Source organism: Gordonia aichiensis, from assembly GCF_039946255.1.
GTDB lineage: Bacteria > Actinomycetota > Actinomycetes > Mycobacteriales > Mycobacteriaceae > Gordonia > Gordonia aichiensis_A.
In genome coordinates this window covers 143076-166351 of record NZ_JBCDWL010000007.1, presented here as the reverse complement: position 1 = coordinate 166351, position 23276 = coordinate 143076, and the positions used below count along the sequence as shown (strand labels likewise).

At 66.1% G+C, this 23276-nt stretch carries 24 protein-coding genes and 1 pseudogene; 16 read left to right on the top strand and 9 right to left on the bottom strand.

Going from position 1 to position 23276, the window contains the following annotated elements; all coding sequences use genetic code 11:
- Window positions 1-55 precede the first annotated feature (55 nt).
- Window positions 56-1723 carry a hypothetical protein gene (locus tag AAFO60_RS10760; protein ID WP_347956192.1) on the bottom strand — a complete coding sequence of 556 codons (1668 nt, stop codon included), beginning with the start codon at window positions 1721-1723 and terminating at the stop codon, window positions 56-58.
- 152 nt (window positions 1724-1875) lie between these two features.
- Here AAFO60_RS10760 and AAFO60_RS10755 point away from each other — a divergent pair, with 152 nt between their 5' ends.
- Genes AAFO60_RS10755 through AAFO60_RS10745 form a run of 3 tightly spaced genes read left to right on the top strand, consistent with a single transcriptional unit; the run spans window position 1876 to window position 4204 of the window.
- Complete coding sequence (locus AAFO60_RS10755) at window positions 1876-2748, top strand: RusA family crossover junction endodeoxyribonuclease (protein WP_347956191.1); 873 nt, start codon at window positions 1876-1878, stop codon at window positions 2746-2748.
- Between the two features lie 9 nt (window positions 2749-2757).
- The gene (locus AAFO60_RS10750; protein ID WP_347956190.1) at window positions 2758-3948 is read left to right on the top strand and encodes a DnaB-like helicase C-terminal domain-containing protein; all 1191 of its coding nucleotides are present in this window, start codon (window positions 2758-2760) and stop codon (window positions 3946-3948) included.
- A gap of 16 nt (window positions 3949-3964) precedes the next feature.
- On the top strand, window positions 3965-4204 hold the full coding sequence (locus AAFO60_RS10745) for a hypothetical protein (RefSeq protein ID WP_347956189.1): 240 nt from the start codon (window positions 3965-3967) through the stop codon (window positions 4202-4204).
- Between the two features lie 4 nt (window positions 4205-4208).
- Here the strand turns inward: AAFO60_RS10745 and AAFO60_RS10740 are convergent, their stop codons facing one another.
- A complete protein-coding gene (locus tag AAFO60_RS10740) occupies window positions 4209-5147 on the bottom strand; it encodes a hypothetical protein (RefSeq protein WP_347956188.1) in 939 nt (312 codons plus the stop codon).
- A gap of 25 nt (window positions 5148-5172) precedes the next feature.
- On the opposite strand from AAFO60_RS10740, the gene AAFO60_RS10735 reads away from it, so the two are divergent.
- The 12 genes from AAFO60_RS10735 (at window position 5173) to AAFO60_RS10680 (ending at window position 15135) form a co-directional block, all read left to right on the top strand.
- Window positions 5173-6327, top strand: a complete 1155-nt coding sequence (locus tag AAFO60_RS10735) for a hypothetical protein (protein WP_347956187.1) — start codon at window positions 5173-5175, stop codon at window positions 6325-6327.
- Window positions 6324-6746 (top strand): hypothetical protein, encoded by a 423-nt coding sequence (locus tag AAFO60_RS10730; RefSeq protein ID WP_347956186.1) that lies wholly within the window; start codon window positions 6324-6326, stop codon window positions 6744-6746. The genes AAFO60_RS10735 and AAFO60_RS10730 overlap by 4 nt, the downstream gene beginning before the upstream one ends.
- 82 nt (window positions 6747-6828) lie before the next feature.
- The gene (locus tag AAFO60_RS10725) at window positions 6829-7317 is read left to right on the top strand and encodes a hypothetical protein (protein WP_347956185.1); all 489 of its coding nucleotides are present in this window, start codon (window positions 6829-6831) and stop codon (window positions 7315-7317) included.
- Window positions 7318-7399: 82 nt separating this feature from the next.
- The gene (locus AAFO60_RS10720) at window positions 7400-7681 is read left to right on the top strand and encodes a hypothetical protein (protein WP_347956184.1); all 282 of its coding nucleotides are present in this window, start codon (window positions 7400-7402) and stop codon (window positions 7679-7681) included.
- Between the two features lie 160 nt (window positions 7682-7841).
- Window positions 7842-8387, top strand: coding sequence for a hypothetical protein (locus AAFO60_RS10715; RefSeq protein ID WP_347956183.1), 546 nt, complete (start codon window positions 7842-7844; stop codon window positions 8385-8387).
- Window positions 8388-8472: 85 nt separating this feature from the next.
- Window positions 8473-9129: a hypothetical protein gene (locus tag AAFO60_RS10710; RefSeq protein WP_347956182.1), complete on the top strand. Its 657-nt coding sequence runs from the start codon at window positions 8473-8475 to the stop codon at window positions 9127-9129.
- 10 nt (window positions 9130-9139) lie between these two features.
- Window positions 9140-9967, top strand: a complete 828-nt coding sequence (locus AAFO60_RS10705) for a hypothetical protein (protein ID WP_347956181.1) — start codon at window positions 9140-9142, stop codon at window positions 9965-9967.
- A 34-nt stretch (window positions 9968-10001) separates the two neighbouring features.
- Window positions 10002-10298 carry a hypothetical protein gene (locus AAFO60_RS10700; protein ID WP_347956180.1) on the top strand — a complete coding sequence of 99 codons (297 nt, stop codon included), beginning with the start codon at window positions 10002-10004 and terminating at the stop codon, window positions 10296-10298.
- A gap of 156 nt (window positions 10299-10454) precedes the next feature.
- The gene (locus AAFO60_RS10695) at window positions 10455-11573 is read left to right on the top strand and encodes a DUF932 domain-containing protein (RefSeq protein ID WP_347956179.1); all 1119 of its coding nucleotides are present in this window, start codon (window positions 10455-10457) and stop codon (window positions 11571-11573) included.
- 17 nt (window positions 11574-11590) lie between these two features.
- Window positions 11591-13948: a YqaJ viral recombinase family protein gene (locus AAFO60_RS10690; RefSeq protein ID WP_347956178.1), complete on the top strand. Its 2358-nt coding sequence runs from the start codon at window positions 11591-11593 to the stop codon at window positions 13946-13948.
- A gap of 213 nt (window positions 13949-14161) precedes the next feature.
- A complete protein-coding gene (locus AAFO60_RS10685) occupies window positions 14162-14653 on the top strand; it encodes a hypothetical protein (RefSeq protein WP_347956177.1) in 492 nt (163 codons plus the stop codon).
- Window positions 14650-15135: a hypothetical protein gene (locus AAFO60_RS10680; protein WP_347956176.1), complete on the top strand. Its 486-nt coding sequence runs from the start codon at window positions 14650-14652 to the stop codon at window positions 15133-15135. Before AAFO60_RS10685 ends, AAFO60_RS10680 begins: the two co-directional genes overlap by 4 nt.
- 36 nt (window positions 15136-15171) lie before the next feature.
- Here the strand turns inward: AAFO60_RS10680 and AAFO60_RS10675 are convergent, their stop codons facing one another.
- The 4 genes from AAFO60_RS10675 to sul1 all read right to left on the bottom strand — a co-directional run bounded on the left by AAFO60_RS10675 (window position 15172) and on the right by sul1 (window position 18298).
- Window positions 15172-15453, bottom strand: coding sequence for a hypothetical protein (locus AAFO60_RS10675; protein ID WP_347956175.1), 282 nt, complete (start codon window positions 15451-15453; stop codon window positions 15172-15174).
- A 94-nt stretch (window positions 15454-15547) separates the two neighbouring features.
- The gene (locus AAFO60_RS10670; RefSeq protein WP_001389365.1) at window positions 15548-16312 is read right to left on the bottom strand and encodes an IS6-like element IS6100 family transposase; all 765 of its coding nucleotides are present in this window, start codon (window positions 16310-16312) and stop codon (window positions 15548-15550) included.
- A 506-nt stretch (window positions 16313-16818) separates the two neighbouring features.
- Window positions 16819-17319, bottom strand: coding sequence for a GNAT family N-acetyltransferase (locus AAFO60_RS10665; RefSeq protein WP_000376623.1), 501 nt, complete (start codon window positions 17317-17319; stop codon window positions 16819-16821).
- 127 nt (window positions 17320-17446) lie between these two features.
- Window positions 17447-18298, bottom strand: coding sequence for a sulfonamide-resistant dihydropteroate synthase Sul1 (gene sul1, locus AAFO60_RS10660; protein ID WP_007929940.1), 852 nt, complete (start codon window positions 18296-18298; stop codon window positions 17447-17449).
- 101 nt (window positions 18299-18399) lie between these two features.
- On the opposite strand from sul1, the pseudogene intI1 reads away from it, so the two are divergent.
- Window positions 18400-18981: pseudogene (intI1, locus tag AAFO60_RS10655) on the top strand (class 1 integron integrase IntI1); the annotation flags it as partial.
- A gap of 55 nt (window positions 18982-19036) precedes the next feature.
- Here the strand turns inward: intI1 and AAFO60_RS10650 are convergent.
- The 3 genes from AAFO60_RS10650 to AAFO60_RS10640 are packed head-to-tail and all read right to left on the bottom strand — an operon-like array spanning window position 19037 to window position 23158.
- Window positions 19037-19801, bottom strand: coding sequence for an IS6-like element IS6100 family transposase (locus AAFO60_RS10650; protein WP_001389365.1), 765 nt, complete (start codon window positions 19799-19801; stop codon window positions 19037-19039).
- Between the two features lie 32 nt (window positions 19802-19833).
- Entirely contained in the window at window positions 19834-22032 is a 2199-nt protein-coding gene (locus AAFO60_RS10645; protein ID WP_347956174.1) for an RNB domain-containing ribonuclease, read from the bottom strand.
- Between the two features lie 55 nt (window positions 22033-22087).
- Window positions 22088-23158: a tyrosine-type recombinase/integrase gene (locus AAFO60_RS10640; RefSeq protein ID WP_347956173.1), complete on the bottom strand. Its 1071-nt coding sequence runs from the start codon at window positions 23156-23158 to the stop codon at window positions 22088-22090.
- Window positions 23159-23276: the final 118 nt, after the last annotated feature.

Here is a 23276-nt window from a genome sequence, read left to right as displayed (position 1 = left end):
TGCGTTTCCCGCGCCGGCCGGGCGCAAGGGCCGGGCGGCCGGCGCGGGAAGCTCGTTACGCGGTGCGGGCCGCGTTCTGCTTGTTGTAGGCGGCGCGGGCTGCGGTCAAGAACTGGTCGACGTCCTCCTTCCACGCGTCGGCGACTGCGGCGAGCCGGTCGGGGTCGATCTGTTCCAGATCGGTGGTGCCGAACACCTGACCCAGCAGCGGCATCAGGGCTGCGGGAGTCAGACCGTCGGAGAGCCCGAGGATCGGCGTCAGGATCGCCTTGTTGCGATCGGTGACCGAGGAGACCGGTCCGGTCCCGCTGTCGTCGACGGAGAAGTCCGGCTCCGGCGGCGCCTGCACGTCGCGGTTGGCGGGCACCGTGGTCGGGCGCGGGTTGGTCTGCTCGTTCTGGCGGGCCACCTGACGCTGCGCTCGTCCGGATGCATCGTTGATCGGCGTCGGTTCGGCGACCACGTCCAGGTACTGCCCGGTTTCCTCCATTACCGCGGCGGTAAGCGCGCGGGCCAGTTCGGTGACCATCGACAGCCATGCGGTCTTGGAGGCTGCGTCGGCGAGGATCTGCACGGTCAGCGGCACCTCGCGGAGCATGACCTGCCGCAGGGCCTTGCTGGCGGTGATGTACGAGCCGTCGATGCGGTTCGCGGGCTTGTTCGTGATCGTGGACTGGATGCCGTCGGCTGCCCTCGCGAGTGCTCCCATCAGTGCCGTGGCGGCGACGCTGATCTGCTCGGCCGTCAGCAGCTCCGGGTCACGGTTCTCGCCGTCGGCGGCGGCGGCTTCGGCGTAGTTGGCGTCGCCGAGTGCGGTCAGCGCGGCATCGCGCAGGCTCAACAGAGCGGTGACGGCGTAGCTGCCGGGATTGACGCGACCGTCGGAGTTGAAAGCCTCCCACCGCTTGCCTTCGGCGCTGCGGCCGGTCCGCTTCGGGGGGCGCGTCATCGTCGGGTCGTCCGAGGTCGCACCCAGCCGGGTCGCGACAGCGTCGGCGATGCGCGCCAACGCTGCGTCGTCGAGGACGGTGCCGCCACTCGTGCCGGTGAGTTCGGTCCACTCGGACTTCGGGACGGCCGCACCACCAGGTGTGCCGTCGGGGCGGGTGATGCGCACCCAGTCGAGCGGCGGCGTCGCACCGATGCGATTGGAGCGCAGGGCGGGCCAAGTCATCGGGTTCGAGCGGACCTCGTCGGAGATCAGGTTCCGGGTGGGGTCGGAGACGGGGCCGATGACGGCCAGGACCTTGCTGATGTTCTCGCGGGATGCGCCTTGCGAGGCCGGGGTGGGGTTGCCCTTCTCGTCGCAGCCGCGCAGCTGCATGATCGGGGTGTCGTACGGGATGACCTCGCCGCTGAAGTTCTTGTACTTGCGCCGGTACTCGACTGCCAGGTACAGCGGCTCGTCGTTGTCGAGCGCCCACCGCAGGGCCTTCTCGATGTCTCCACCACCGACGGTGTTGACGTTGATCGGACGACGCAGTGGCTGCTTACCCTCGGGGACGGGCACCGAACCCGGATCGAACTCGACCGCCAGCCCGCTGCCCTTCTCCGACGGAGAGATCGACTTGACCTTGATGCACGGGTACTCGTGAACGAACACCTCCGGGTGCAGGTGAGCCTTCTCCTCGCGGTCACCGACCTGGATCGGCATCGGTGTACGAGTGGGGTTTGCCTCGTAGGCGACGAAGGAGCCGCCGCGCTGGCGCTGGAAGGTGGTCATCTGATCTGCCCTCTCGGTGTGGGTGTGGCTTCGATGAGGACAACGCTGTCAGCAGGGGGTGACGGCGTGCGGCACGCAACCATGTTTCTGCAGTTCACGGCCACTAAATCGTGGATCGGGCGTCCGGAAAGGTGGCCCCTATGCTGGTCGGCATGAACGGCCAGCAGATGCTCAACGCAGGCACCCACAAGGTGTGCCAGTGCGGAGGGACGATCATTCCTATCGACGTCGAGTGCTGCCGTGCGTGTCGGGACCAGGCGCAGAGAGCTGCGCGATCGAATCCGCCCGTTCCGCCGGCATCACGCCCCCGGTCGACGCCCCGCCGTCGGGGCAAACCATCGTCTGGGTCGCTGCTGCGGATCGGGGATGCGGTCATCGACGACCACAACGCCGGAGGTCTCGCCGATCTGCCCGACCGGTCAGCGATGTTCGGGGCTGCGGGTGTCGCCGTCCCGCAGGGTTCGATGGTGGCCGCCGCGCCCGGTGTCATCATCCGCGAGAAGGGCAGTGACCTGCTCGCGTGGCGGAACGCTGTCCACCGGTCGTTCATGGCGTTCGCGGGCCGCCCCGGCTGGTCGAACCCGGACTGCCCGATCCGCGTGCATGTGGTCCTGACGATGCCCAAACCGGAGAGGTGGGGGATCGTCGCATCCCAGACCAGGCCTGCCGTGCCTGATCAGCCGTTCCTGCCTCGGGTGGCGCCGTCGACCCGTCCCGACCTGGACAAGCTGGTGCGGGCGATCGGGGATGCGCTGGCCCCCAAGCACAAGCCGCGCGCCTACACCGATGACGGCCGGATCGTGGAGTTTCTGACCGCGAAGACCTTCCCGTACCCCGAGCACATCCACCCGTGGGCGCTCGGAGTTCCCGGTGTGGTGATCATGGTGTGCCCGCTCGATGTGCCTGCTCTGTTCCCGCCAACCACCCTGACCGATCCTGGGCCGCGGCCGCAGGCCCTCATCGATGCCGTCGACGAGGAGCTTCTCGCTTCGCAGGTGCCGCTCCCGACGCTGAAGGCTGGCTAGATTCCGTCCATGAGTTCTGTGACCACGATCGCCGAGCAAGTCGTCCTCGGAGCCCTCCTCGACGGAGGTAGCGGGGAAGACAGTCAGCAGTACCTGAGTGAGGCGGTGTCGGCGTTGGCGCCGGCCGCGTTCACCCCCGGCCCGCACCAACGGATCTTCGCCGCCGTCTGTGACCTGTTCCTCGAGGGGACGCCGGTCGGGCTCGGGTCAGTTCACGAGCATCTGGGGTCGAAGGGGATCTTGCAGGAGGTCGGCGGGTACCCGGCCCTCACCGACCTGCTGAATACGGTCCTCACCGAACCTGCCGGAGCTCCCGCCACCTACCTGGCGCAGTTGGGTGATCAGTTCCAGGCGCGCACTGCCGCGAACGAACTGCGGGTGATCGCCGAGCGGCTGGGTTCGGATCTGACGTTGGATGCGGCGGCGGAGAAGGTGGAAGCACTGTTCAGCGCTCCGTCGCGGTCGAGTCTGGTGCTCCCCGATATCGGTGAGCAGATCACCTCGCTGCACACGCAGTTCCATGAGGATCGGCTGCATCCTCGGGAGTTCGTCGGGATCCCCACCGGATGGTCTGATCTCGACGGCGGGCAGAACCGGACCCGGCAGCTCATCGGCGGACTGCGTAAGGGTTGGCTAACCTACATTGGTGCGCGTCCGGGTGTCGGAAAGACCGTTTGCCTCCTCGATTGGATTCGCGCCGCCACCCAAGCCGGCCACGGAAGCTACTTCGCGTCGACCGAGATGACCGCACCGGAAATCCTTGCCCGCCTGACGGTCTCGCTGACCGCAACGGTCAAGCTCAAGGACTTCCTGCATCACCCGGACACCCTGACGCCCTCGCAGATCGAGCAGGTCGAGAACGCGATGGCTCAGATCGCGGACCTGCCGTTGGTGATCGACGATCAGTCCACAGACGTGCCGGCGATCGCCCGCGGCGCCGCCGCCGCGCGCGCCAAGTTCCGGTCCACCGGCGGCGACCTGGAGGCGATCTACCAGGACTATCAGCAACTCCTGCAAGCACCGCCCGGCCAGCCCGCGCCATCGGAGTATGCGCGCGTCTCGGACAACTCCACCCGACTCAAGCTGCTCGGGAAGAAGATGCTCGTCCCGGTGACGTCGGCGGTCCAGCTCGGGCGCGACGCCGCAGCCCCCGATCGTCCGTCCTCCCTGACCGACCTCAAGTCGTCGGGGCAACTTTGAGCAGGACGCCGATCTGGTGATCTTGCTGAACCGGCCCTTCGCGACCGACCCGGCCGCCGCTGAGAAGGGTCTGTTGCCGTCTGAGATGACCGCGCAGCTCGGCAAGTTCCGGCACGGGCAGGCCGGTCAGGTCGTGTCGCGGGACTTCATCGGCGAGTTCATGCGCACCATCGACCCCGACCGCAGTACGTGGTCGAGCACCGACCGCGCGCAAGCGTCACCGCTGTCTGCAGCCAGTTCGAACTGGGGCAACTGAGGCCCTACAGGTTGCCAGCCCGTTGGTAGGCGACGAGCTTCGCTGACTGGGCCCGCCACAGGGTGTCGAGGGTGGAGATCGCATCGTTGGTGGTCGCCCCGGGGAACGTCAGAGTCACGTACAGCACGTGCTCGCCGGTCGTGCCGACAGCGGTCAGAGTCGTCGATTCGGGTTCCGCGTTCGCCACGTTCGGGGTGACCGTCTGCGCGAACACCCGGGCCGCAGCCAGACCGTAGACCTTCGGGTCGACCGGCAACTGCTTGAGCGTGACCTGCAAGGAGCTGTCCTTGCCGGTCACCGTCGTCGACCCGCAAGACGACACCCACTTCTCGACCGGGGAGACGACGTCGCGATCGCTGGCGACCAACATCGTTTCGGCGCGCGCCTGCAACGCGATGTTGGTGAAGTCGGTTCCTGCCCACGCATCACCGTCGACCGCCAACCCCTGCACCGACCGCTGGAGTTCACCGCCGGGCACACACGCTTCAGGCTTCGCCGACATGCCGGCCTGAGGGGTTGCCGTCGCTGGCCGATCCTTCTGTGTGCGTTCGGTCCAGCCCGACCACAGATTCGCCGGCAGGTCGCCGGTAGTGACCAGGGCCTTCGTCAGCCGATCCTCGCGGTCATCGTGACCACCGCCGAGCGCGCCGCCGACGATGACCGCGACGACGGTGACGACCAGGATCACGCCAACCACGCTGAGGATCTGCATCCTCCGCGATGCGGCCCGAAACGCGCTCCAGCGGTCACCAGCAGCATCAGAGACTGTCCACCAAGCGCGGCGCAGACGGTCGACAACAGACCCCATCGGGTCCTCCTCACAAGTGTGGCTTCGAAGTTGCCGTGATTCTCGCACTTGCGTTTCCTTCCACTGCCGACGTTCCCGCACCGTGGCGAAACGCTGCGGCTGGGTTGGGAAACTCGCCCGGATACTGATTCGCAAGATCAGCGATCAAAGGGAGGTTCCTGTGGCCAAGACCGTGCTGGCAGTCGACGTGGGGTCGGCGACCATCACCGCAGCCTGCGCCGGCGGTGACTTGTCGCAGCCGACGATCCTGTCGCCACGCAACCAGGAGTGGTGGCCGGCGGCGGTGTACGTCGGCGCCGACGGCACGCTCCTCTCCGACGACGCTGACCACGCCGCGGCCGAAACGGTCATCACCCGGTTCACCCGACTGCTCGGGAGGGAAGCCCAGGTGATTGCCGGGTCCGCGCGGCATGCCGACAGTCTCGTGGCCGCCGCTCTCACGCCCGCCTTGACGGCGGCGACCACACACCTTCGCCACAACATCGACCTGGTCATCGCAACGTATCCGTCGACGTGGCCGACGCAGATCGTGGAGGCGTACCGGTTTGCGATCAGCCAGTTCGCTCCCGGCGACTCCACCCTCGTGCCGTGGGCTGATGCTGTCGCGGCCTCGACGTTGCCACCGAACCCGTACGTCGACTGCCCGATCACCTCAATCGACATCGGAGCCCGGTCCTCGACGGTAACGATGGTGCGCGTCAGCCAGTCCGGGAACTCCCGGAGTGAGTACTCGATCACCAACCCGCAGGGCGGGTGGGCGCAGATCGTTCGCCCGATCATCGCCCGCATCGCGGAGCAAACCGGGACCGAACTTCCGAGCCTGACCAGCGAAACCTGGTGGGACCAGGCCATCAGCGCGTTCAGTCGGGCACGCCAGGACCCGACTGGTCAACGACAGGGCATCGACCCGGGAATGATGGTCGTCGAGTTCCCCGCACCGCTCGGGCCGCTGACGGTCGGTTACGACGAGATCACCGAACTGATCTTCCTGCAGCTGACCGAGGCGCAATCAGATCTGATGGACGACGTCGGGTTCCCGCAGCCGAGCCCGGCGCAGTCCGGAAGCCTGCTGTCGCAGCTCCTCGACCGCGGCCCGATCACCGGCCGCTGGACAGTCCCCGGCAATCCACACGCCTCGCGGCCGATCATCGAGCTCACCGGTGGGCTCGCCGAGGATCCCGGCGTGCAGAAGGCTGTCCGGCAGAAGGCCGAGACGTCGGTGATGGTCGCCGAGACGCCGGCGCACGCAGCAGCGTGGGGAGCCGCCCAGATCGGAGTCCAGTCGCACAACAAACTGATCGGCGGTCGCCGATGACCTCACCTCGCCCGAGCCGCGCTCACCTGGTGCGGACCGCAAAACGCCTGCGGATCCAGGTGCCGACGATGTCGACGACGCAGCTCATCCGCCGAGCCTGCGACCACTACAACGACCGCAACCCGGGAAAGCGGCCCGCCGATCCCGAGTCCGCGGCCGCAGACGAATCGTTCGTAGCCCGCATCTGCGTCAACTATCTGAGGCACGCGCTGTCCGACTACGACGCCAACCGGGATGCGATCCGGCGGCTCACCCGCGATCCGGCCGCCCAGGAGGCAGTGGGGGCGATCATCAAAGCCCGCACGCTGGTGGCGATCGCTGAAACCTATCCGCAGTTGATGGCCGAAGCGCGCCGCCAGGCCGTCTACACCGACCGGAAGGCGACTGCCGCGCCGATACGGCGAAGACAACGACCCTGATTTCGGCCTACTGCTGTGGGCCCGCCGGGACGAACACATGTCAGACCCGGCTGATGCAATCACATTCACCGGAAGGACTGCCATGACCGCCAGCACCCACCTGCCCCCGTCGAGAACCCAGGTATCCCCACGCTCTGATGCCGAGGTGTGGCGCATCCGCTACGAGAACGCAGCCAGGGAGCGCACCGAAGCCGAAGCCGCCAGCCAGCACTGGCAGCAGGCGGCGCTGGGATTCGCTGAACTCCTCAAGGCCGCCGGCGGCGAGGTCGGCGACATCGAGCCGCTGCTCGTCGATGTCGCGAAGGTGAATGCCACCGCGACGATCGACGCGGAGATCGGGCAGAGCTACCGGGAGTCGGTCGCGCGGGCACTCGACTACGCCCGCGAGGAGCTCAGCCAGCAGCGCGATCCCAAGGACATCCTGAACAACCTGGTCAAACGGCTGGACAATCTGGCGGTCGCCTCGGCCGGGCATCGGCGTCGCACGCGTGCGTCAATCCACAAGAAGATCGGATTCCGCCGCGACGCCATCCGGAAGACGCTCGGTCTGCCGCAGCTGCCCCACAGCTAGCCGCGGCTGCTCGTGCCGCGACGTCGCGGACCCGATCGAGACCCTGATGGTGGCCCACACACCAACCAGAAGGAGCCAGGACATGATCAACCCCGATTGGGTTTACGTCATCGTCGCGGTCATCGTCGTCCCGTTCGTCTACTACTTGGTCGTTCACTTCGAGAAGGACCTCGCCTGGGAACAGAGCCTCCGGCAGGAGCAGGACGAAGCAAACGTTCAGGCGGCCGTGGCCGTTCGGGAGCCGCATCGTCTCGAACCGATCGCGAACTCCGCGGCCGGTCGGGCGCACACACCGAGCCTCCCGCAGCTCGTGCACAGTGCCCGCCCCTCCCAGCGATCGCACCGACAGCGTTCGGCAGCCTGACACGACATGCACTGATGCCCGACCAGCACACAGCACCTGGTCGGGCATCAGCGTCTTCTCGAAGCGTTCTTCGCCGCGCCGCCGCATCGGTGCTGTGAAACCCGGCATCTAAGCTGCTGTCGTTCTCACCCGACCACCCTTCGACGTTGTGGAGCCCCCAGTGGATGCAGTCAGCCCGGACAGCACTCGTGCGCTCCCCGCCGAAGCGTGGAGCGAAGCACCTGACCGCACGCCAACACCACCACCGACCCCCGTTCCGGCACCGCCACCGTTCCCCGACCCGGCATCCGAGCGAGAGGCAAACCCATCGGCCGCCGTCGCCGAACTGCAGGTGGTGGCAGCTCGCCGGCAGCGTAACAACGCGTGGAAGGTGACAGTGGTCGCCGTCGCAGCCGCTGCCGTTGCGGTCGTCGGCTTGATCGTCGGCGTGATCAGCAGATCGGGAACCGACACCCCGGCACCCGCCGCCGACCAGAGTCCGGTCACCGTCACCGAGGTCGACACGACGACCGAAACGGCGACTGAGACTGCGACTGCGACGTCAGCGACGACGCACACCACGGCGGCCACGACAACGGCGACCGTCACCGCGACCGAGACCGCTGTCAAGCCCGTACCGACGACCGTCACGCAAACCGAAGTCACCAGGGAGACACAGGTCAACACAGTGACGGTCACGGTGACCGACCCAGCGCCGATCAACTGACCTTTCCCAGCAGGAGAATCGGCCGCGGAAAGCTGATTCGTACCCTGTTCACGAATCGACAAGCGAACCCACCAGGGATCCTGACGTGACTGAGGTGACCATGTCTGACCGCGACCGCATCCTGGCGCTGCTGTCCCAGCACCGCACCCGGCTCGAAGCCAAACGCACAGTCGTGGTCTCCCAGCACGACAAGGCGGTCGCCCGAGCAGAGAAGGCAACCGCGATCGCGGACCGCCTGACCATCGAATACCAGTCGACACCGCGCGGGATCGCAGAATCGATCCGCGCGATCGAAATGGCGCCCGCCGCCGGCGCATCCCGAGCACAACTCCGCAAGATGCACCGCCAGCACCTGACCGCTGAAGCCGTCTCCAAAGAGGAGTACGACACCCGATCCGCACGATGGGGGCACGCCGTCGGCGATGGCCCGGCCCGCGGCTGCCCGGTCGGAGACGACCCGACACTGCAGCCGTTGATCCTGCGTGACCAGGTCCTGGGCAGCTACCGGCTCGACCCGCACGCGCCGACAGTGCGTGTACGGCTATTCCGCAACACCACCGAAGGGCGACTGCGCACCGAGGTCACGGTTCCCGCCACCGTTCCGATGACGCTGTCCGCGATTCTAGGGTTCGCGTTCGCTGACCGCCGCACCCGAACCCGACTCCTTGACCGGCTCCACCTCGATGCCCAGCAGTGGGACCCGACGCCGCAGAGTGCCGCCGCCCCTGAGATGAGCCGCTAGCGTTCTGGTCATGCACTATTCCCAGATCGGTTTGACGGTGGACGGCAGCTTCTGGAAGCTCCGCAACCCGTACCTACCTCCAGCGTTCGCCGCGCCGGCCCGCCGACCGCGGACGCCGTTGTACGCAGGCGGCGCCGCGATCGGGTCCGGCACCGTCATCGGGTCGACCGCGATAGCCGCGTCCGCAGCCGCACCCACTGCGTTCACCGCGGCTGGGATCGGTGCTGTCGGCGCCGCAGTGGCCGTGTTCACCTGGCTGGACCGCCGCACGCGGCAATCGGCGGCCGACCGCGACAGCGCACAGGCCGCCCTTGAGGACACGCTCGGCAGACCGCATCTGACGCGGTCGGACTTCACCGAACCTGAACTGCGCAGTCACTGCGACCGCGCCGTCGCCAGTGCCGCCGCCATCGTCGGGTCTGCAGCATTCGCCGAGGGGGCGCTCGGTGACCCTGACATCGTCGGAGCCGACCTGCAGGAAGCACTATGGGGCATCGCGTCGGACTTCTCCGACCTCGATGAGCGGTCCCGTGACTTCCGGCGAGCTGAAACATCGATCGCACTGCACCATCGGCAGCAGGATGAGGGGGTTGCCGACACGGTCCTCGCTGAGCTCGCCGCCGACACCGAACCGCTCATCGGCCAGGTCGACGACCTCGCGGCGCTCGCCGAGCAGGCCGCCGCTCTCGACGCGCGCCTCGCCGGACGGCAGATCGATGCTGATCTCGCGAGTTCGCTGAACACCGCACGTTCCAGCACCGACAACGTCGCGCTCGACCGGGTGGCGGGCAGTCTCGCCGCCGGCAACGACGTCCTCGACGCCGACGGCCTCCACTGAGGCCACGACGACCGACTAGCAGGAGAACATCATCATGATGGTGGAGAAGATCGACGACACCGGCACCTACCGGTGCGAGCTCGGCGAGTTCGCGGCGCTGTCCGCCGAACTTCCGGCCGGACCACCGCCATCGATCTTCGGTCTGTCGCACTGGACTCGCGACGATCCGCGCATTCGTCGCCGCCGCGCCGGCGACCTGGAGCTCGTCGACCTCACGCACGAGAACCAGACCTGGACCTACCAGCTTTCTCTCGCGTGCACGGCCGACACCGGCGGTATGGGGTTCTGGCTGGTCGCCGAGTCGTTCGACGTCGCAACCCGAGTCGACTGACCCACACGCTCGGGCGGACATCCGGAGGTGCTGTCCGCTCGATGGGCCGGGTGAGCAGCCGGGTGCTGCCCATCCCGGACGCGGGAGTGCCGCGACCTCAATGGGCTGCCTGGTCAGGTGATGGTGACCAGCTCACCTCAACCAAAGGACTCCACGATGACCGTCATCGACATGGCTTCCCCGATCACCGATCCGACCGCCCGAACGTCTCCCGACCTCGTCCTCGGGACCGACACGTCTCGGGCGACGAGCCTGGACCAGGTCCTCGAAGATGCCGACCTCGACTGGGGTGTGTACTCCGTCGACGGCAACGCCGGGATGTCGGTGATCGTCGGCGACCGCGAGATCAGCACGTTCGCGCCGGATCGCCAGTTGATCCTCCGTGACGACAACAACGTCACCCTGTCGATGGTGGGCGCCGATTACCACCCGATCAGCAACGCTGAAGCGTTCGCCTCCACCGCGGCGGCCGCCAAGATGGGTGCGGTCTACGAGTCCGCCGGCGAAACCGACTTCGGTCGCCATACGTTCATCACGATGGGTCTGCCAGAGGCCCTGATCCGGGTCGGCGGCAAGGACGTCGTGCGGTTCTCCATCCGATTTCAGACAACAAGTCACGCTTCCGGTGCGGTGAAGGCGTCAATCCGCGGGGTGCGTCAGTGGTGCACGAACGGCTGCACCACCCGCCTGCGTGCGCCGATGGGCTGGTCGATCCGGCACACCGCGTCGGCATCCGAGCGTCTGGCGATGGTCGAGGACGCGGTCCGCGGCGGCATCCGGTACGCGAAGGAGTTCGCCGCGCTCGGCGAGCAGCTGATCAGCACTCCGATGTCGCTGCGCGACTACGAGCAGTACATCGACGGCCTCTACCTCAAGCCCGAACCCGGTGCCAGCAAGGCCGCGATCACCCGCTACGAGCGTCGCCGCGCTGACCTGATGGGCCTGTTCCAGACCGCAGCCATCCAACAGGACGCCCCCGCGACAGCATGGGCAGCAGCAGCGGCAGCGACGGAATTCGATCAGTGGTTCCGAAGCGCGCGCAGCGCCGACAGCCGCGCCCGCCACCAGTTCAACTGGTGCCGCCGACCGCTTCACCGACGCAGCCTTCAGCCGCGCACTGGACTTCGCCAACCGCTAGATCCCTGCACCGTGCGGCGGGGACTGGACTTCCAGAACCCCGCCGCACAGTCGTCCCCATGCACCTCCCGGAAGGTCCCCGCCGGTGTCATACCCGGCCGATACAGTGAAGGCACTTCGAAGCCACACCACTGCTAGACCTAGAGGAGATCGCCATGTGCCTTGGCGACAACGAACCCGACGGCCCCCGACGCTGCGAAGGCGAAGCCCTCGCCCGCTGCCAACGCGCCCAAGCCAACGCCGCCGAAGCCACCACCACCACGATGGTGCTCGAGTCCGAACGCGACAGCCTCGAGCAGACCGTCGTTGAACTCGACGACCTCTACGCCGCCCTCAACGGCACCCTGACCCCCGAACGGGAAGCCGAGCTCCTCGACCGCGCCGAACGGTTCCGCCACGAGGAGCGGCTCCAGCAGCTGCGCGACAAGCTCGCCGACGCCGAGTCCTCCACCGAGCAGACCCCCGACGACTGGCGCGACCAGATCACGTCTGCAGACGCCAACGTCGCCGATACCCGCAGGACGTGGGAGGACGCCGTCGCCAGGGAGTCCCACCGGCAAGAGCACCCCGAAATCGTCGAGACCGACGCCGACATCGACGCCCGACTCCGCTCGTACTACGAGGAAGAATGCCGGCAGGCTGGCATCGAACCGGATCCTGACGGGCTCAGCGACTACATCAGCACCGAGCGCATGGCGATGGCCAGCCACGACGAGTGGCAGGCTGCTGTCCGGGAAGGCGACAGCCTCGACCGAGCCCGCGCGGTCGCTGTCGAGAACCACCGCGGCCTCGCCGAGACGATGGACCTCGACGCCCTCGACGCCGAACTCGAAGCCCGCACGACCTCGCCGGAGATGGCCGACCTGATCGCCGCCCGCGACACCGCACGCACCGAACTCAACGCCGCCAGCGCACAGTGGGACCAGGCTAAACAGGACGTGGCCGACGGCAAACCCGGCGCCCTCAACGACCTCAACACCGCCCGTGAACGGTACGAGGAAGCGTTCGCCGACTACAAGGTCACCAATGGCGACCTCGAGCACTACAAGGACTGCACCGCCCAGTACGCCGGCGTCCTCGGCGAGAAGGACCCGCGCCCGGAGTACACCGGCAGCACCTTCGGCACCGCGACCGAAGTCGGGGTGTATGAGGAGGGCAGCCGCGAGTGGCTCGAAGCCCGCCAGACCGGGTTCGGCGGCTCCGACATCCCCAAACTTCTCGGCCAGTCCCAGTACGGGAAACCCTACGAGGTCATCAACACCAAGATCGACGCCATCACCGACGAGCAGGTCGCCGAACAGACCATGGACCGCGCCAAGTTCATCGGTTCCACGGCTCGCGGGCACGCCTGGGAACCGGTCCTGGCTCGCCAGTTCGCTGCCGAGAACCCCGAACTGACATTGCAGCGCACCAAGGCCACCTGGAAAGGCAACGAGGAGTGGCAGAACGTCAACGTCGACGGCGTCCTCGTCGACCGCGACGGAGCACCCGCTGCGATCTGGGAATCGAAGACCGCCAACAACGCCGAAGACTGGGAGGGCGGCATCCCCGCCCACTACCGGCCACAGCTCGCCCACTACATGGACGCGGCCGGTGTTGACCGGGCAGCTCTCACCGTCGCGATCGACGACCATGACGTCCGCACCTACTGGATGAACCGCAACGATCCCCTTGACCCGGCTGACCCCGACAAGCGGACCTTCGCCGATCGCAAGCCCGAGATCGACGAGGCGTGGGCCAAGGTCAAAGACAAGCGCGCGAACCCGCCGGACCCGAACGCTCCGCCGAAGAAGAACTCCGGCACCTTCCGGTTTGTCAACAACCCCGGATCCGACTCGTCTCGCAAGACCAACGACGACACCATCCGCCAGCTCGCCACCTACCGCGGTTGCCCGCCCGCTGAAGCCGAGCGACTGATCCGCGACAACCTCGACAAGGACATGAAGGCCGACGAAGCTGTCCGTCACGCCTACCGGTCCTACAAGCCCGCCGCGGACCCGAACCGCCGGTTCGTGATCGTCGACTTCGAGACCAACGGCACCCATGCCGGCAAGCACCAGATCATCCAGACCGGCTACCAGGTGTGCGACGGTGCCGGGAACGTGCACGCCTCCGCGAACACCCTGCACAACATCAACCCGAAGATCGCCTCGTCAGTCGGCACCGGCATGGTCGACGTTCACCAGATCCGCTACGAGCAGCTCGACGGCACCACCCCCTTCGCGAAGTCCGAACAGCGCGAGCAACTCACTCGACTCGCCGCCGACCCGAACGTCACGTTCGTCGCTCACAACGCGAACTTCGAGATGTCGTTCCTGCGCGCGCACGGCATCAACACCGACCGCGTCATCGACACGATGAACCTCTCCCGCAAGTTCGACCACCAGTCGACCGGCGCCAAGCTGTCCGACTTCACCGCGGCGCACGGCGTCCAGTACGTCAACGCCCACGACGCCTACCAAGACGTCGACATGACCCGCCGCGCCCTCACCAACTTCTGGGCCGGGAAGTAGACCGCAGTGAAGAACCAGCACCTCGCCTTAATCTCCGAAAGGAAACGCGACTGAGAGGATCAGGGCTCACCGGCCCCAACAGCAGTGCGGAGACGACAACGATGGCATCCGTTGCGAGGTCTTCCCACCACTGCTGCCGGGTGAGCGTGTTCGCCGAAGCTGACCGAGCTGCCGATCTGCGATGTCGTCGTCCGCAAGGGCACACGAACGCAGTTGCAGGATCGGCGCAGCCTCACCGGCACGCGCCGCGCGCTGGCACTGACCGTCGACCGCCACGACCTTGACGAGCACACCGACACCGATGCCGGCCGATGGATCCTCACCCAGCAGGCCACGCTCGCCACCGCGGAGAAGCCAAGCCAGGCCCGGTGGGGGCGTCGACTACAACGCATGCTGCTCGTCATCGCATTCATCACAGGGGCGACAGCTGTGCTGATCTCCGGTCCGTGGCAACTCCTCGCCACAGTCACCGCTGTCCTGTGCGGTCTGGGCGGCGCCTGGCTCTGGCGAGAACTGCGCCACGAACACCTCAGCGACGTACTCGCCGCCGACTACACCGCAACTCGCGCATGCGGTGACGACGCGGCGCTCGCCGCACTGACCAGCCGACCAGTGCTCTACAAGTCGAAGCTGCACGCCGTGCTCGACCAGCGGAACCCGATCAGCATCACCAACCGCATCGACCGGCTCCAGGCACACCGGTGACGGACCGGAACAAGCACCTGATCATCGGTGCGGCTGCTGCCGTCGCGATCATCCTCATCGTCGTGGTCCTGTGGCGGGCGTTCACCGGCGGACCGACACCCGACAACAGTCGCAGCGGTGACGCCGGCACCGTGTGGGACAGTGCCGAACCTGCCCCCGAGTTCGATATCCCGAAGATCGCTGACTGCGCGCCAGCTCAGGCGAGCGAAGTCGCGAAGGTTCAGGCGCAGCTGCAGCCGCACACCGGTGTGGCCACCTCGGCACGCTCCGTCGACGACCACGACGTGTACATCGCCGCCATCATCACCTACAACGACCAACCGACCAGCCGCGAGCCCGGCCTATGGGTGATCCGCGACGGCAAGATCTACGCCGTCGGCGACACCACCGCCTACTCGGCAGCGCCCCCAGCGACCGACATCGGCGTGTTCGGGGATCGTGCGGCCGCAAGCACCGCCATCGGCTGTGCGGCCGGCTACTGACCCCACCATCTCCGCAGCGTGCGGCGTGCAGATCGATCAGATGCTGTCGTCGAGGCTGAATGCCTGCACGATGACTTCTAGAGAGGCCGCCGCTCGCGCCGTCTTCGCGTTCGCGGCGACACCGTGTCCGGAGAGGTCTCCAGCGGGGGTCCGGAGGGTGACGGTGGCCTCGACGTTGTCTCCGCTGTCGGCCGTGTCGATGCCGGGAGGCGTGCCGGTGAACACGGTGGCCATGTTGTTCACCCACGCCGACGGCGACTTGACCGCGTTGCGGTACTTCTTGGCGCGGGTTTCGACGGTGTCGCCGAGCGCGGCCACCAACTGTGGATCGGATCGGACGCGTTCGGGAACGTGAACGGGCTCTGTTGCAAAGATTGGCGGCAGTCAGAGGTAGGCTGTCGCTCTGCGCCGATCAGGCGGCTGCTGCGAAATGGTGGTTGAGCATGCCCATGGCCTCCGTCAGCGCCGAGGGCCCAATGCCAAAAGCTCTCTCCACAAGGCGCACCTCGCCCCTGATGCCGGGCTGCAGGCACCAGGGGCGAGCCTGTCCTTTGCGCAGGGCTCGCATGACTTCGAATCCCTTGATCGTGGCATAGGCCGTGGGGATCGATTTGAAACCGCGCACCGGCTTGATCAGTATCTTGAGCTTTCCGTGATCGGCCTCGATCACGTTATTGAGATACTTCACCTGCCGGTGGGCCGTCTCCCGGTCCAGCTTTCCTTCGCGCTTCAATTCGGTGATCGCTGCACCATAGCTCGGCGCTTTGTCGGTATTGAGCGTGGCAGGCTTTTCCCAGTGCTTCAGGCCTCGCAGGGCCTTGCCCAGGAACCGCTTCGCTGCCTTGGCGCTGCGGGTCGGCGACAGGTAGAAATCGATCGTGTCGCCCCGCTTGTCGACTGCCCGGTACAGGTAGGTCCACTTGCCCCGCACCTTGACGTAGGTTTCATCCAGGCGCCAGCTCGGATCAAAGCCACGCCGCCAGAACCAGCGCAGCCGCTTCTCCATCTCCGGGGCGTAGCACTGGACCCAGCGATAGATCGTCGTATGGTCGACCGAAATGCCGCGTTCCGCCAGCATTTCCTCAAGGTCGCGATAGCTGATCGGATAGCGACAATACCAGCGCACCGCCCACAGGATCACATCACCCTGGAAATGGCGCCACTTGAAATCCGTCATCGTTCCGTCCGTCCAATCTCCGCCAAGCATGCTCAAGCTTCACGATTTTTGCAACAGAGCCCACACGAGTATTGAGCATAGTCGAGATTGGTGCAGATCACTTCTGATATTGAACTGTCAGGAGCTGGCTGCACAACAGCCATTACGCCCAATCAACTGGTGCAGTCGTCTTCTGAAAATGACATTTGGTATCTCTCATAAACGGATGTTTTTGAGAGAACTATCTTCGGCCTTCACACGCACGAAAGGCGGCGAAGCTCCGCCGTTAATCCGTCCGCCGGAGATCTCGCCCAGGCAGGCTGAAGGCCGAGCAAGCCTGACAGGCCCGAAAAGCCCGGCACGGGCGTCGGCGGCGATGACGGCGGCGGCATTATCCAGGGTTGATGATGGAAGTGGAGGATATCGACAACCTCTCGCGCAACCAAGACATCGCGGTCGGACTGCAAGTGATCTTGAAGCCACGGGCCCGTCCCACCCCGACATGGACCTCGATGCCCGAACGGACGTTAGATTTCGAGTTCTAGGCGTTCTGCGATGAAGGTTGGATCCCAGCCGGGATTGAAAGTGTCGACGTGGGTGAATCCGAGCCGCTCGTATAGGCCACGCAGGTTCGGGTGGCAGTCGAGCCGCAGCTTGGCGCACCCCTGCGTTCGCGCGGCATGGCGGCAAGCCTCGATCAGCGCGGAGCTGACACCCCGGCCCGCATGTGTCCGTCGCACCGCGAGCTTGTGCAGATATGCGGCCTCCCCCTTGAGGGCGTCGGGCCAGAACTCGGGATCCTCGGCCGACAAGGTGCAACAGCCGACGATGCCGTCGCTGCAACTCGCGACTAGGAGCTCGGATCTCAGGACGAAGGTCTCCGCGAATGTCCGGTCGATCCGCGCGACGTCCCAGGCGGGCGTTCCCTTGGCGGACATCCACGCCGCAGCGTCGTGCATCAGCCGCACAACCTCGTCGATATCACCCGAGCAGGCGACCCGAACGTTCGGAGGCTCCTCGCTGTCCATTCGCTCCCCTGGCGCGGTATGAACCGCCGCCTCATAGTGCAGTTTGATCCTGACGAGCCCAGCATGTCTGCGCCCACCTTCGCGGAACCTGACCAGGGTCCGCTAGCGGGCGGCCGGAAGGTGAATGCTAGGCATGATCTAACCCTCGGTCTCTGGCGTTGCGACTGCGAAATTTCGCGAGGGTTTCCGAGAAGGTGATTGCGCTTCGCAGATCTCCAGGCGCGTGGGTGCGGACGTAGTCAGCGCCATTGCCGATCGCGTGAAGTTCCGCCGCAAGGCTCGCTGGACCCAGATCCTTTACAGGAAGGCCAACGGTGGCGCCCAAGAAGGATTTCCGCGACACCGAGACCAATAGCGGAAGCCCCAACGCCGACTTCAGCTTTTGAAGGTTCGACAGCACGTGCAGCGATGTTTCCGGTGCGGGGCTCAAGAAAAATCCCATCCCCGGATCGAGGATGAGCCGGTCGGCAGCGACCCCGCTCCGTCGCAAGGCGGAAACCCGCGCCTCGAAGAACCGCACAATCTCGTCGAGCGCGTCTTCGGGTCGAAGGTGACCGGTGCGGGTGGCGATGCCATCCCGCTGCGCTGAGTGCATAACCACCAGCCTGCAGTCCGCCTCAGCAATATCGGGATAGAGCGCAGGGTCAGGAAATCCTTGGATATCGTTCAGGTAGCCCACGCCGCGCTTGAGCGCATAGCGCTGGGTTTCCGGTTGGAAGCTGTCGATTGAAACACGGTGCATCTGATCGGACAGGGCGTCTAAGAGCGGCGCAATACGTCTGATCTCATCGGCCGGCGATACAGGCCTCGCGTCCGGATGGCTGGCGGCCGGTCCGACATCCACGACGTCTGATCCGACTCGCAGCATTTCGATCGCCGCGGTGACAGCGCCGGCGGGGTCTAGCCGCCGGCTCTCATCGAAGAAGGAGTCCTCGGTGAGATTCAGAATGCCGAACACCGTCACCCTGCTGCGTAACATCGTTGCTGCTCCATAACATCAAACATCGACCCACGGCGTAACGCGCTTGCTGCTTGGATGCCCGAGGCATAGACTGTACAAAAAAACAGTCATAACAAGCCATGAAAACCGCCACTGCGCCGTTACCACCGCTGCGTTCGGTCAAGGTTCTGGACCAGTTGCGTGAGCGCATACGCTACTTGCATTACAGCTTACGAACCGAACAGGCTTATGTCCACTGGGTTCGTGCCTTCATCCGTTTCCACGGTGTGCGTCACCCGGCAACCTTGGGCAGCAGCGAAGTCGAGGCATTTCTGTCCTGGCTGGCGAACGAGCGCAAGGTTTCGGTCTCCACGCATCGTCAGGCATTGGCGGCCTTGCTGTTCTTCTACGGCAAGGTGCTGTGCACGGATCTGCCCTGGCTTCAGGAGATCGGAAGACCTCGGCCGTCGCGGCGCTTGCCGGTGGTGCTGACCCCGGATGAAGTGGTTCGCATCCTCGGTTTTCTGGAAGGCGAGCATCGTTTGTTCGCCCAGCTTCTGTATGGAACGGGCATGCGGATCAGTGAGGGTTTGCAACTGCGGGTCAAGGATCTGGATTTCGATCACGGCACGATCATCGTGCGGGAGGGCAAGGGCTCCAAGGATCGGGCCTTGATGTTACCCGAGAGCTTGGCACCCAGCCTGCGCGAGCAGCTGTCGCGTGGGCTCTGTTGCAAAGATTGGCGGCAGTCAGAGGTAGGCTGTCGCTCTGCGCCGATCAGGCGGCTGCTGCGAAATGGTGGTTGAGCATGCCCATGGCCTCCGTCAGCGCCGAGGGCCCAATGCCAAAAGCTCTCTCCACAAGGCGCACCTCGCCCCTGATGCCGGGCTGCAGGCACCAGGGGCGAGCCTGTCCTTTGCGCAGGGCTCGCATGACTTCGAATCCCTTGATCGTGGCATAGGCCGTGGGGATCGATTTGAAACCGCGCACCGGCTTGATCAGTATCTTGAGCTTTCCGTGATCGGCCTCGATCACGTTATTGAGATACTTCACCTGCCGGTGGGCCGTCTCCCGGTCCAGCTTTCCTTCGCGCTTCAATTCGGTGATCGCTGCACCATAGCTCGGCGCTTTGTCGGTATTGAGCGTGGCAGGCTTTTCCCAGTGCTTCAGGCCTCGCAGGGCCTTGCCCAGGAACCGCTTCGCTGCCTTGGCGCTGCGGGTCGGCGACAGGTAGAAATCGATCGTGTCGCCCCGCTTGTCGACTGCCCGGTACAGGTAGGTCCACTTGCCCCGCACCTTGACGTAGGTTTCATCCAGGCGCCAGCTCGGATCAAAGCCACGCCGCCAGAACCAGCGCAGCCGCTTCTCCATCTCCGGGGCGTAGCACTGGACCCAGCGATAGATCGTCGTATGGTCGACCGAAATGCCGCGTTCCGCCAGCATTTCCTCAAGGTCGCGATAGCTGATCGGATAGCGACAATACCAGCGCACCGCCCACAGGATCACATCACCCTGGAAATGGCGCCACTTGAAATCCGTCATCGTTCCGTCCGTCCAATCTCCGCCAAGCATGCTCAAGCTTCACGATTTTTGCAACAGAGCCCGTGAACGAACGGTAGGGGAGGCGCCGCCGCGACGACCATGGCCGGGTTCTTCGGGATCTTCCTCGGTCGTGGACTCGGGAGCGAGGTCGCGGCGATGCGGTGAGTCAGACCGTCGGCCGGAACCGTGGAGGGCAGCGCTTCTGCCTGGGGAGTCTCCGACGGTTCCTCGAGGGGTGCCGGTTCGGATTCGATGCCGCCGATGAGGCCAACGATGTCCCACACGGCCTGCTGTTCGGCGTCCTTCTTGGTCGATGCGGTGTGCCATTGGCCGACCCACGGGTGCAGTTCGGCGCTGATCGCGAACGTGGAGGCGTGGGCGGGCCCCGAGCGGCGGGTGTGCATCGTCGGCGCCGACGGCTGTCCTTCGCGGCCTTGCGCCCAGGCCGCCAGCACGGAGTTCGCCACGTGCGGTGCCCGCTCACGCATCGCGGTGATCACGTCGGCGAGCAGTCCCCGCCAGGCTTCTGAGTGGCCGGTCAGGAGCGCGGCGATCATCGGTCCGTCGAGAGCTCCGAGGTTGGCTCGCCGGCGGACTTCGGCGGCGACGTCATCGTCAAGGGCGCCAGTTGTGACGGTGCGCAGCAGTCGCAGCCACTCGCGGTTCGCCATCGCAGGCAGCGTCGCAGTCCCCGACGCCGCCGTGGAGGTGGCATCGAACGGGGGCAGCTGCTGCGGGTCGGCTGATTCCCGCCGGCCCGCGATGATGTCAACGATGTCCCACATCGCTTCCTGCTCGGCGGCCTTCTTCGACTCGCCGGTCGCCCATCGGGACACTCGATCGGCGACACGGACGCGCACAGCGAACGTCGGCCGGTGCGGTGGCCCTTCGCTGACCGACTCAATACGCGGAGCATCCTGATCGGCGGAGGTGAGCTGGCGCCACGCGGACACGACGGACGGCCCGTACTGCGGAGCCAGCTCGCGGGTGCGGGTGATGGCGTGTTCGACGACTGGCGCCCACCCGTTCCCGTCGGCGTCGACGATGGTCGCGAGCTGTCCGCCGTCGATCTCGCCGCGGTCGGCCCGGGCGATGATCTCGGCGGCGAGTGTCGCAGGGAGGGCGGATCCTGCCGCGACGCGGAGGATGCGGAGCCAGTCGCGGCCCTGAGCGTGGGAGTAGTCGCCGCGGGAGATGGTCGATGCCGCCTGCTGACGTCTGCTGGCTGACGCCGACTTCGCGGTGTTGTCCTTGATCTGCCGGATCGTGGTGTTGGCGGTGCTGGCGATGTCGTCGAGCTGGTCGAGGTCGTAGGGCTGGGGAGCGCCGTCGAGTGCGGCGAGGACAACTCGTTGGGTGACGAGGTCCGGATAGCGGCGTAGCGGCGAGGTCGCGTGGCAGTACGCCGGGATCTGCAGGCCGTAGTGCGAGTGCGCGACTGGCGCGTATGTCGCTGGCCTCAGCGTCTGATTCACGCGGGTGGCGAGCGCTTCGAGCTGGTCTCCAGCCAGCTCTGCGGCGCTGTCGATCTCAGCGGCCACGTCCGCCAGCAGCTCCTGGGCGGCGGGCGCGACGGCGGCACGCCGGTGGTTTCGGAACAGGATCGGCTGGTCGCTGTCGATGGCCCAGGTGGCGATGGTCGCGTTGGCGGCGACCATCAGCTCCTGGACGATCAGGTAGGCATCCGCGGTCTGCCCTCGCCGAAGAGCAACGAGTTGGCCATCCTCGGTGGTGACCATGCCGCGGGTGGTGTCGAAGATCGCGAACGCTCCCGCGGCACGGCGGCGGGCGAACAAGGTGCGCGCCAGTGCGTAGGCAGCTGTCAGGTGCTCGTGCTCGGGGTCTGCGGTGTCGGTGAGTGCTTGGGAGACGCGCTTGTGCGTGTAGGCGACGCAGTCGCCGGCCTCGAGGTGTTCACGCCCGAGGCTGCTGTCGGTGAGCTCGCCGGCCGCGGTGAAGCGCATCCGGACGGTCAGGGTTGGTCGGGTATCGGTGGCTGTCAGGGTCGTCGCGTCTTCGAGGTCGCGGCCGAGCATCGGTTTGGTGCCTGCCCGCAGGTAGCGGGTGACGATCCGGGTGAGCGCCTGCCGGTCTGCGTCGGAGCCGATCGGCACCAAGTCGGCAACGGCCGCGATGTGGACGGCGGCGTCCCAACCGTCCGCGCAGGGCGTCACGGTGATCGCGTCGTCGCGGTCGACGGTGCTTGCGTCGTCGATCATCAGTGCGGGCATCGGTCTCACTTTCATCTGGTCGGGTTGCGGACGTCTCGACATCGGCGTGCACGGCTCATTGCTGGTCTGGTGTGGGTGGGTGACGCCGCGCCAGGTCAGCGTGCGCGTTCCGTGCGATGTCTTCCCGGGTGTCCTGTCCGGCGCCTTCCAGGTAGACCTGGGTGGCCGACAAGTGGGTGTGTCCCATGAGTCTGCGGAGCTTGTATGGGGTGATACCGGAGTCGGCGAGGCCTGTCGCGAAGCTGTGGCGGAGCGAGTGCGCGAGGGCGCCGTCGGGCGGCGTGACGCCTGCTCTGCGGAATGCGCGGCGTAGCCGGTACTCGAGGGTTCCGCGGGTTAGTCGTTCACCGTCGGCGCCGACGAACAGGGGACTGCCAGGAGGGTGGCTTTCCAGGAGTGGTTTGGGGCTCTTGAGGTTGGGGTGCCCGAACAGCTGGGCTCGCGACTGCAGGTATTCGTCGATGTCGGCTTCGAGGTCCTCGCCGACGGGGATGGGGCGCGACTTGTCGCCCTTGCCGTTGAGTGTCACGACCAGCCCGGTCGGGGTGCGGCGGAAGTGGTCGGTGTTGATGGCGATCAGTTCGGATGCGCGGGCACCGACGAGGACTCCGACCAGGATGATCGCGCGTTCGAGCTCCGGCCAGGAGCGGGGAGGTGCGTCGACGGAGCTGACGGCGTCTAGGATCTTTTCCAGATCGGTGCGGTCGACGGCCTTGGACTTCGGCTGGGGTCGTTTCGGGCGTCGGATCTTGCGCATCGGGTTGACGCCGAGCATGAGTTCCTCATCGAGGAGCCATGAGCACAGGCCGTTCCACGTCGACCAGCAACGCAGTTGCGAGTTTGCCGAGTGGGAGTCCGCGAACACGGCGAATGCCTCGCCGAGCCGTTCGCGGGTGAGGTCAGCGACGGTGAGATCGTCGAGTGGTCGACCGGCTGCGATAACTGAGGCGATGTCGACGAAGTCGCCGCAGAGCGCCTTGATCGTGTTCGCTGAATGCTTCTGCTGGCGCCGGACGTTGAGGTAGGACGAGAACCAGACTGGTTTGGGGATGTCGACGGCGCGAGTCTGGCGACCGACGGAGGCCGATGACTGCGGCGTCGTCGTGGTGGTGGTGGGTTTGTCCATCGGGGTCCCCTCTCAACCCGATCCAGAGTACATGGATATTAAAGATTATCCATGTAATGGGGATCGGCCGGTGAGAGTCGTTCGCATCGACGCGCGAGACCTCCGTTTCGGCAATACT

What these genes read in the sequence shown, in the direction of transcription:
- AAFO60_RS10760 (WP_347956192.1), bottom strand. Translation starts at nt 1,723, where the DNA reads ATGACCACCTTCCAGCGCCAGCGCGGCGGCTCCTTCGTCGCCTACGAG.
- AAFO60_RS10755 (WP_347956191.1), top strand. Translation starts at nt 1,876, where the DNA reads ATGAACGGCCAGCAGATGCTCAACGCAGGCACCCACAAGGTGTGCCAG.
- AAFO60_RS10750 (WP_347956190.1), top strand. Translation starts at nt 2,758, where the DNA reads ATGAGTTCTGTGACCACGATCGCCGAGCAAGTCGTCCTCGGAGCCCTC.
- AAFO60_RS10730 (WP_347956186.1), top strand. Translation starts at nt 6,324, where the DNA reads ATGACCTCACCTCGCCCGAGCCGCGCTCACCTGGTGCGGACCGCAAAA.
- AAFO60_RS10725 (WP_347956185.1), top strand. Translation starts at nt 6,829, where the DNA reads ATGACCGCCAGCACCCACCTGCCCCCGTCGAGAACCCAGGTATCCCCA.
- AAFO60_RS10720 (WP_347956184.1), top strand. Translation starts at nt 7,400, where the DNA reads ATGATCAACCCCGATTGGGTTTACGTCATCGTCGCGGTCATCGTCGTC.
- AAFO60_RS10705 (WP_347956181.1), top strand. Translation starts at nt 9,140, where the DNA reads ATGCACTATTCCCAGATCGGTTTGACGGTGGACGGCAGCTTCTGGAAG.
- AAFO60_RS10700 (WP_347956180.1), top strand. Translation starts at nt 10,002, where the DNA reads ATGATGGTGGAGAAGATCGACGACACCGGCACCTACCGGTGCGAGCTC.
- AAFO60_RS10695 (WP_347956179.1), top strand. Translation starts at nt 10,455, where the DNA reads ATGACCGTCATCGACATGGCTTCCCCGATCACCGATCCGACCGCCCGA.
- AAFO60_RS10690 (WP_347956178.1), top strand. Translation starts at nt 11,591, where the DNA reads ATGTGCCTTGGCGACAACGAACCCGACGGCCCCCGACGCTGCGAAGGC.
- AAFO60_RS10670 (WP_001389365.1), bottom strand. Translation starts at nt 16,312, where the DNA reads ATGACGGATTTCAAGTGGCGCCATTTCCAGGGTGATGTGATCCTGTGG.
- AAFO60_RS10665 (WP_000376623.1), bottom strand. Translation starts at nt 17,319, where the DNA reads ATGGACAGCGAGGAGCCTCCGAACGTTCGGGTCGCCTGCTCGGGTGAT.
- sul1 (WP_007929940.1), bottom strand. Translation starts at nt 18,298, where the DNA reads ATGTTACGCAGCAGGGTGACGGTGTTCGGCATTCTGAATCTCACCGAG.
- AAFO60_RS10650 (WP_001389365.1), bottom strand. Translation starts at nt 19,801, where the DNA reads ATGACGGATTTCAAGTGGCGCCATTTCCAGGGTGATGTGATCCTGTGG.
- AAFO60_RS10645 (WP_347956174.1), bottom strand. Translation starts at nt 22,032, where the DNA reads ATGCCCGCACTGATGATCGACGACGCAAGCACCGTCGACCGCGACGAC.
- AAFO60_RS10640 (WP_347956173.1), bottom strand. Translation starts at nt 23,158, where the DNA reads ATGGACAAACCCACCACCACCACGACGACGCCGCAGTCATCGGCCTCC.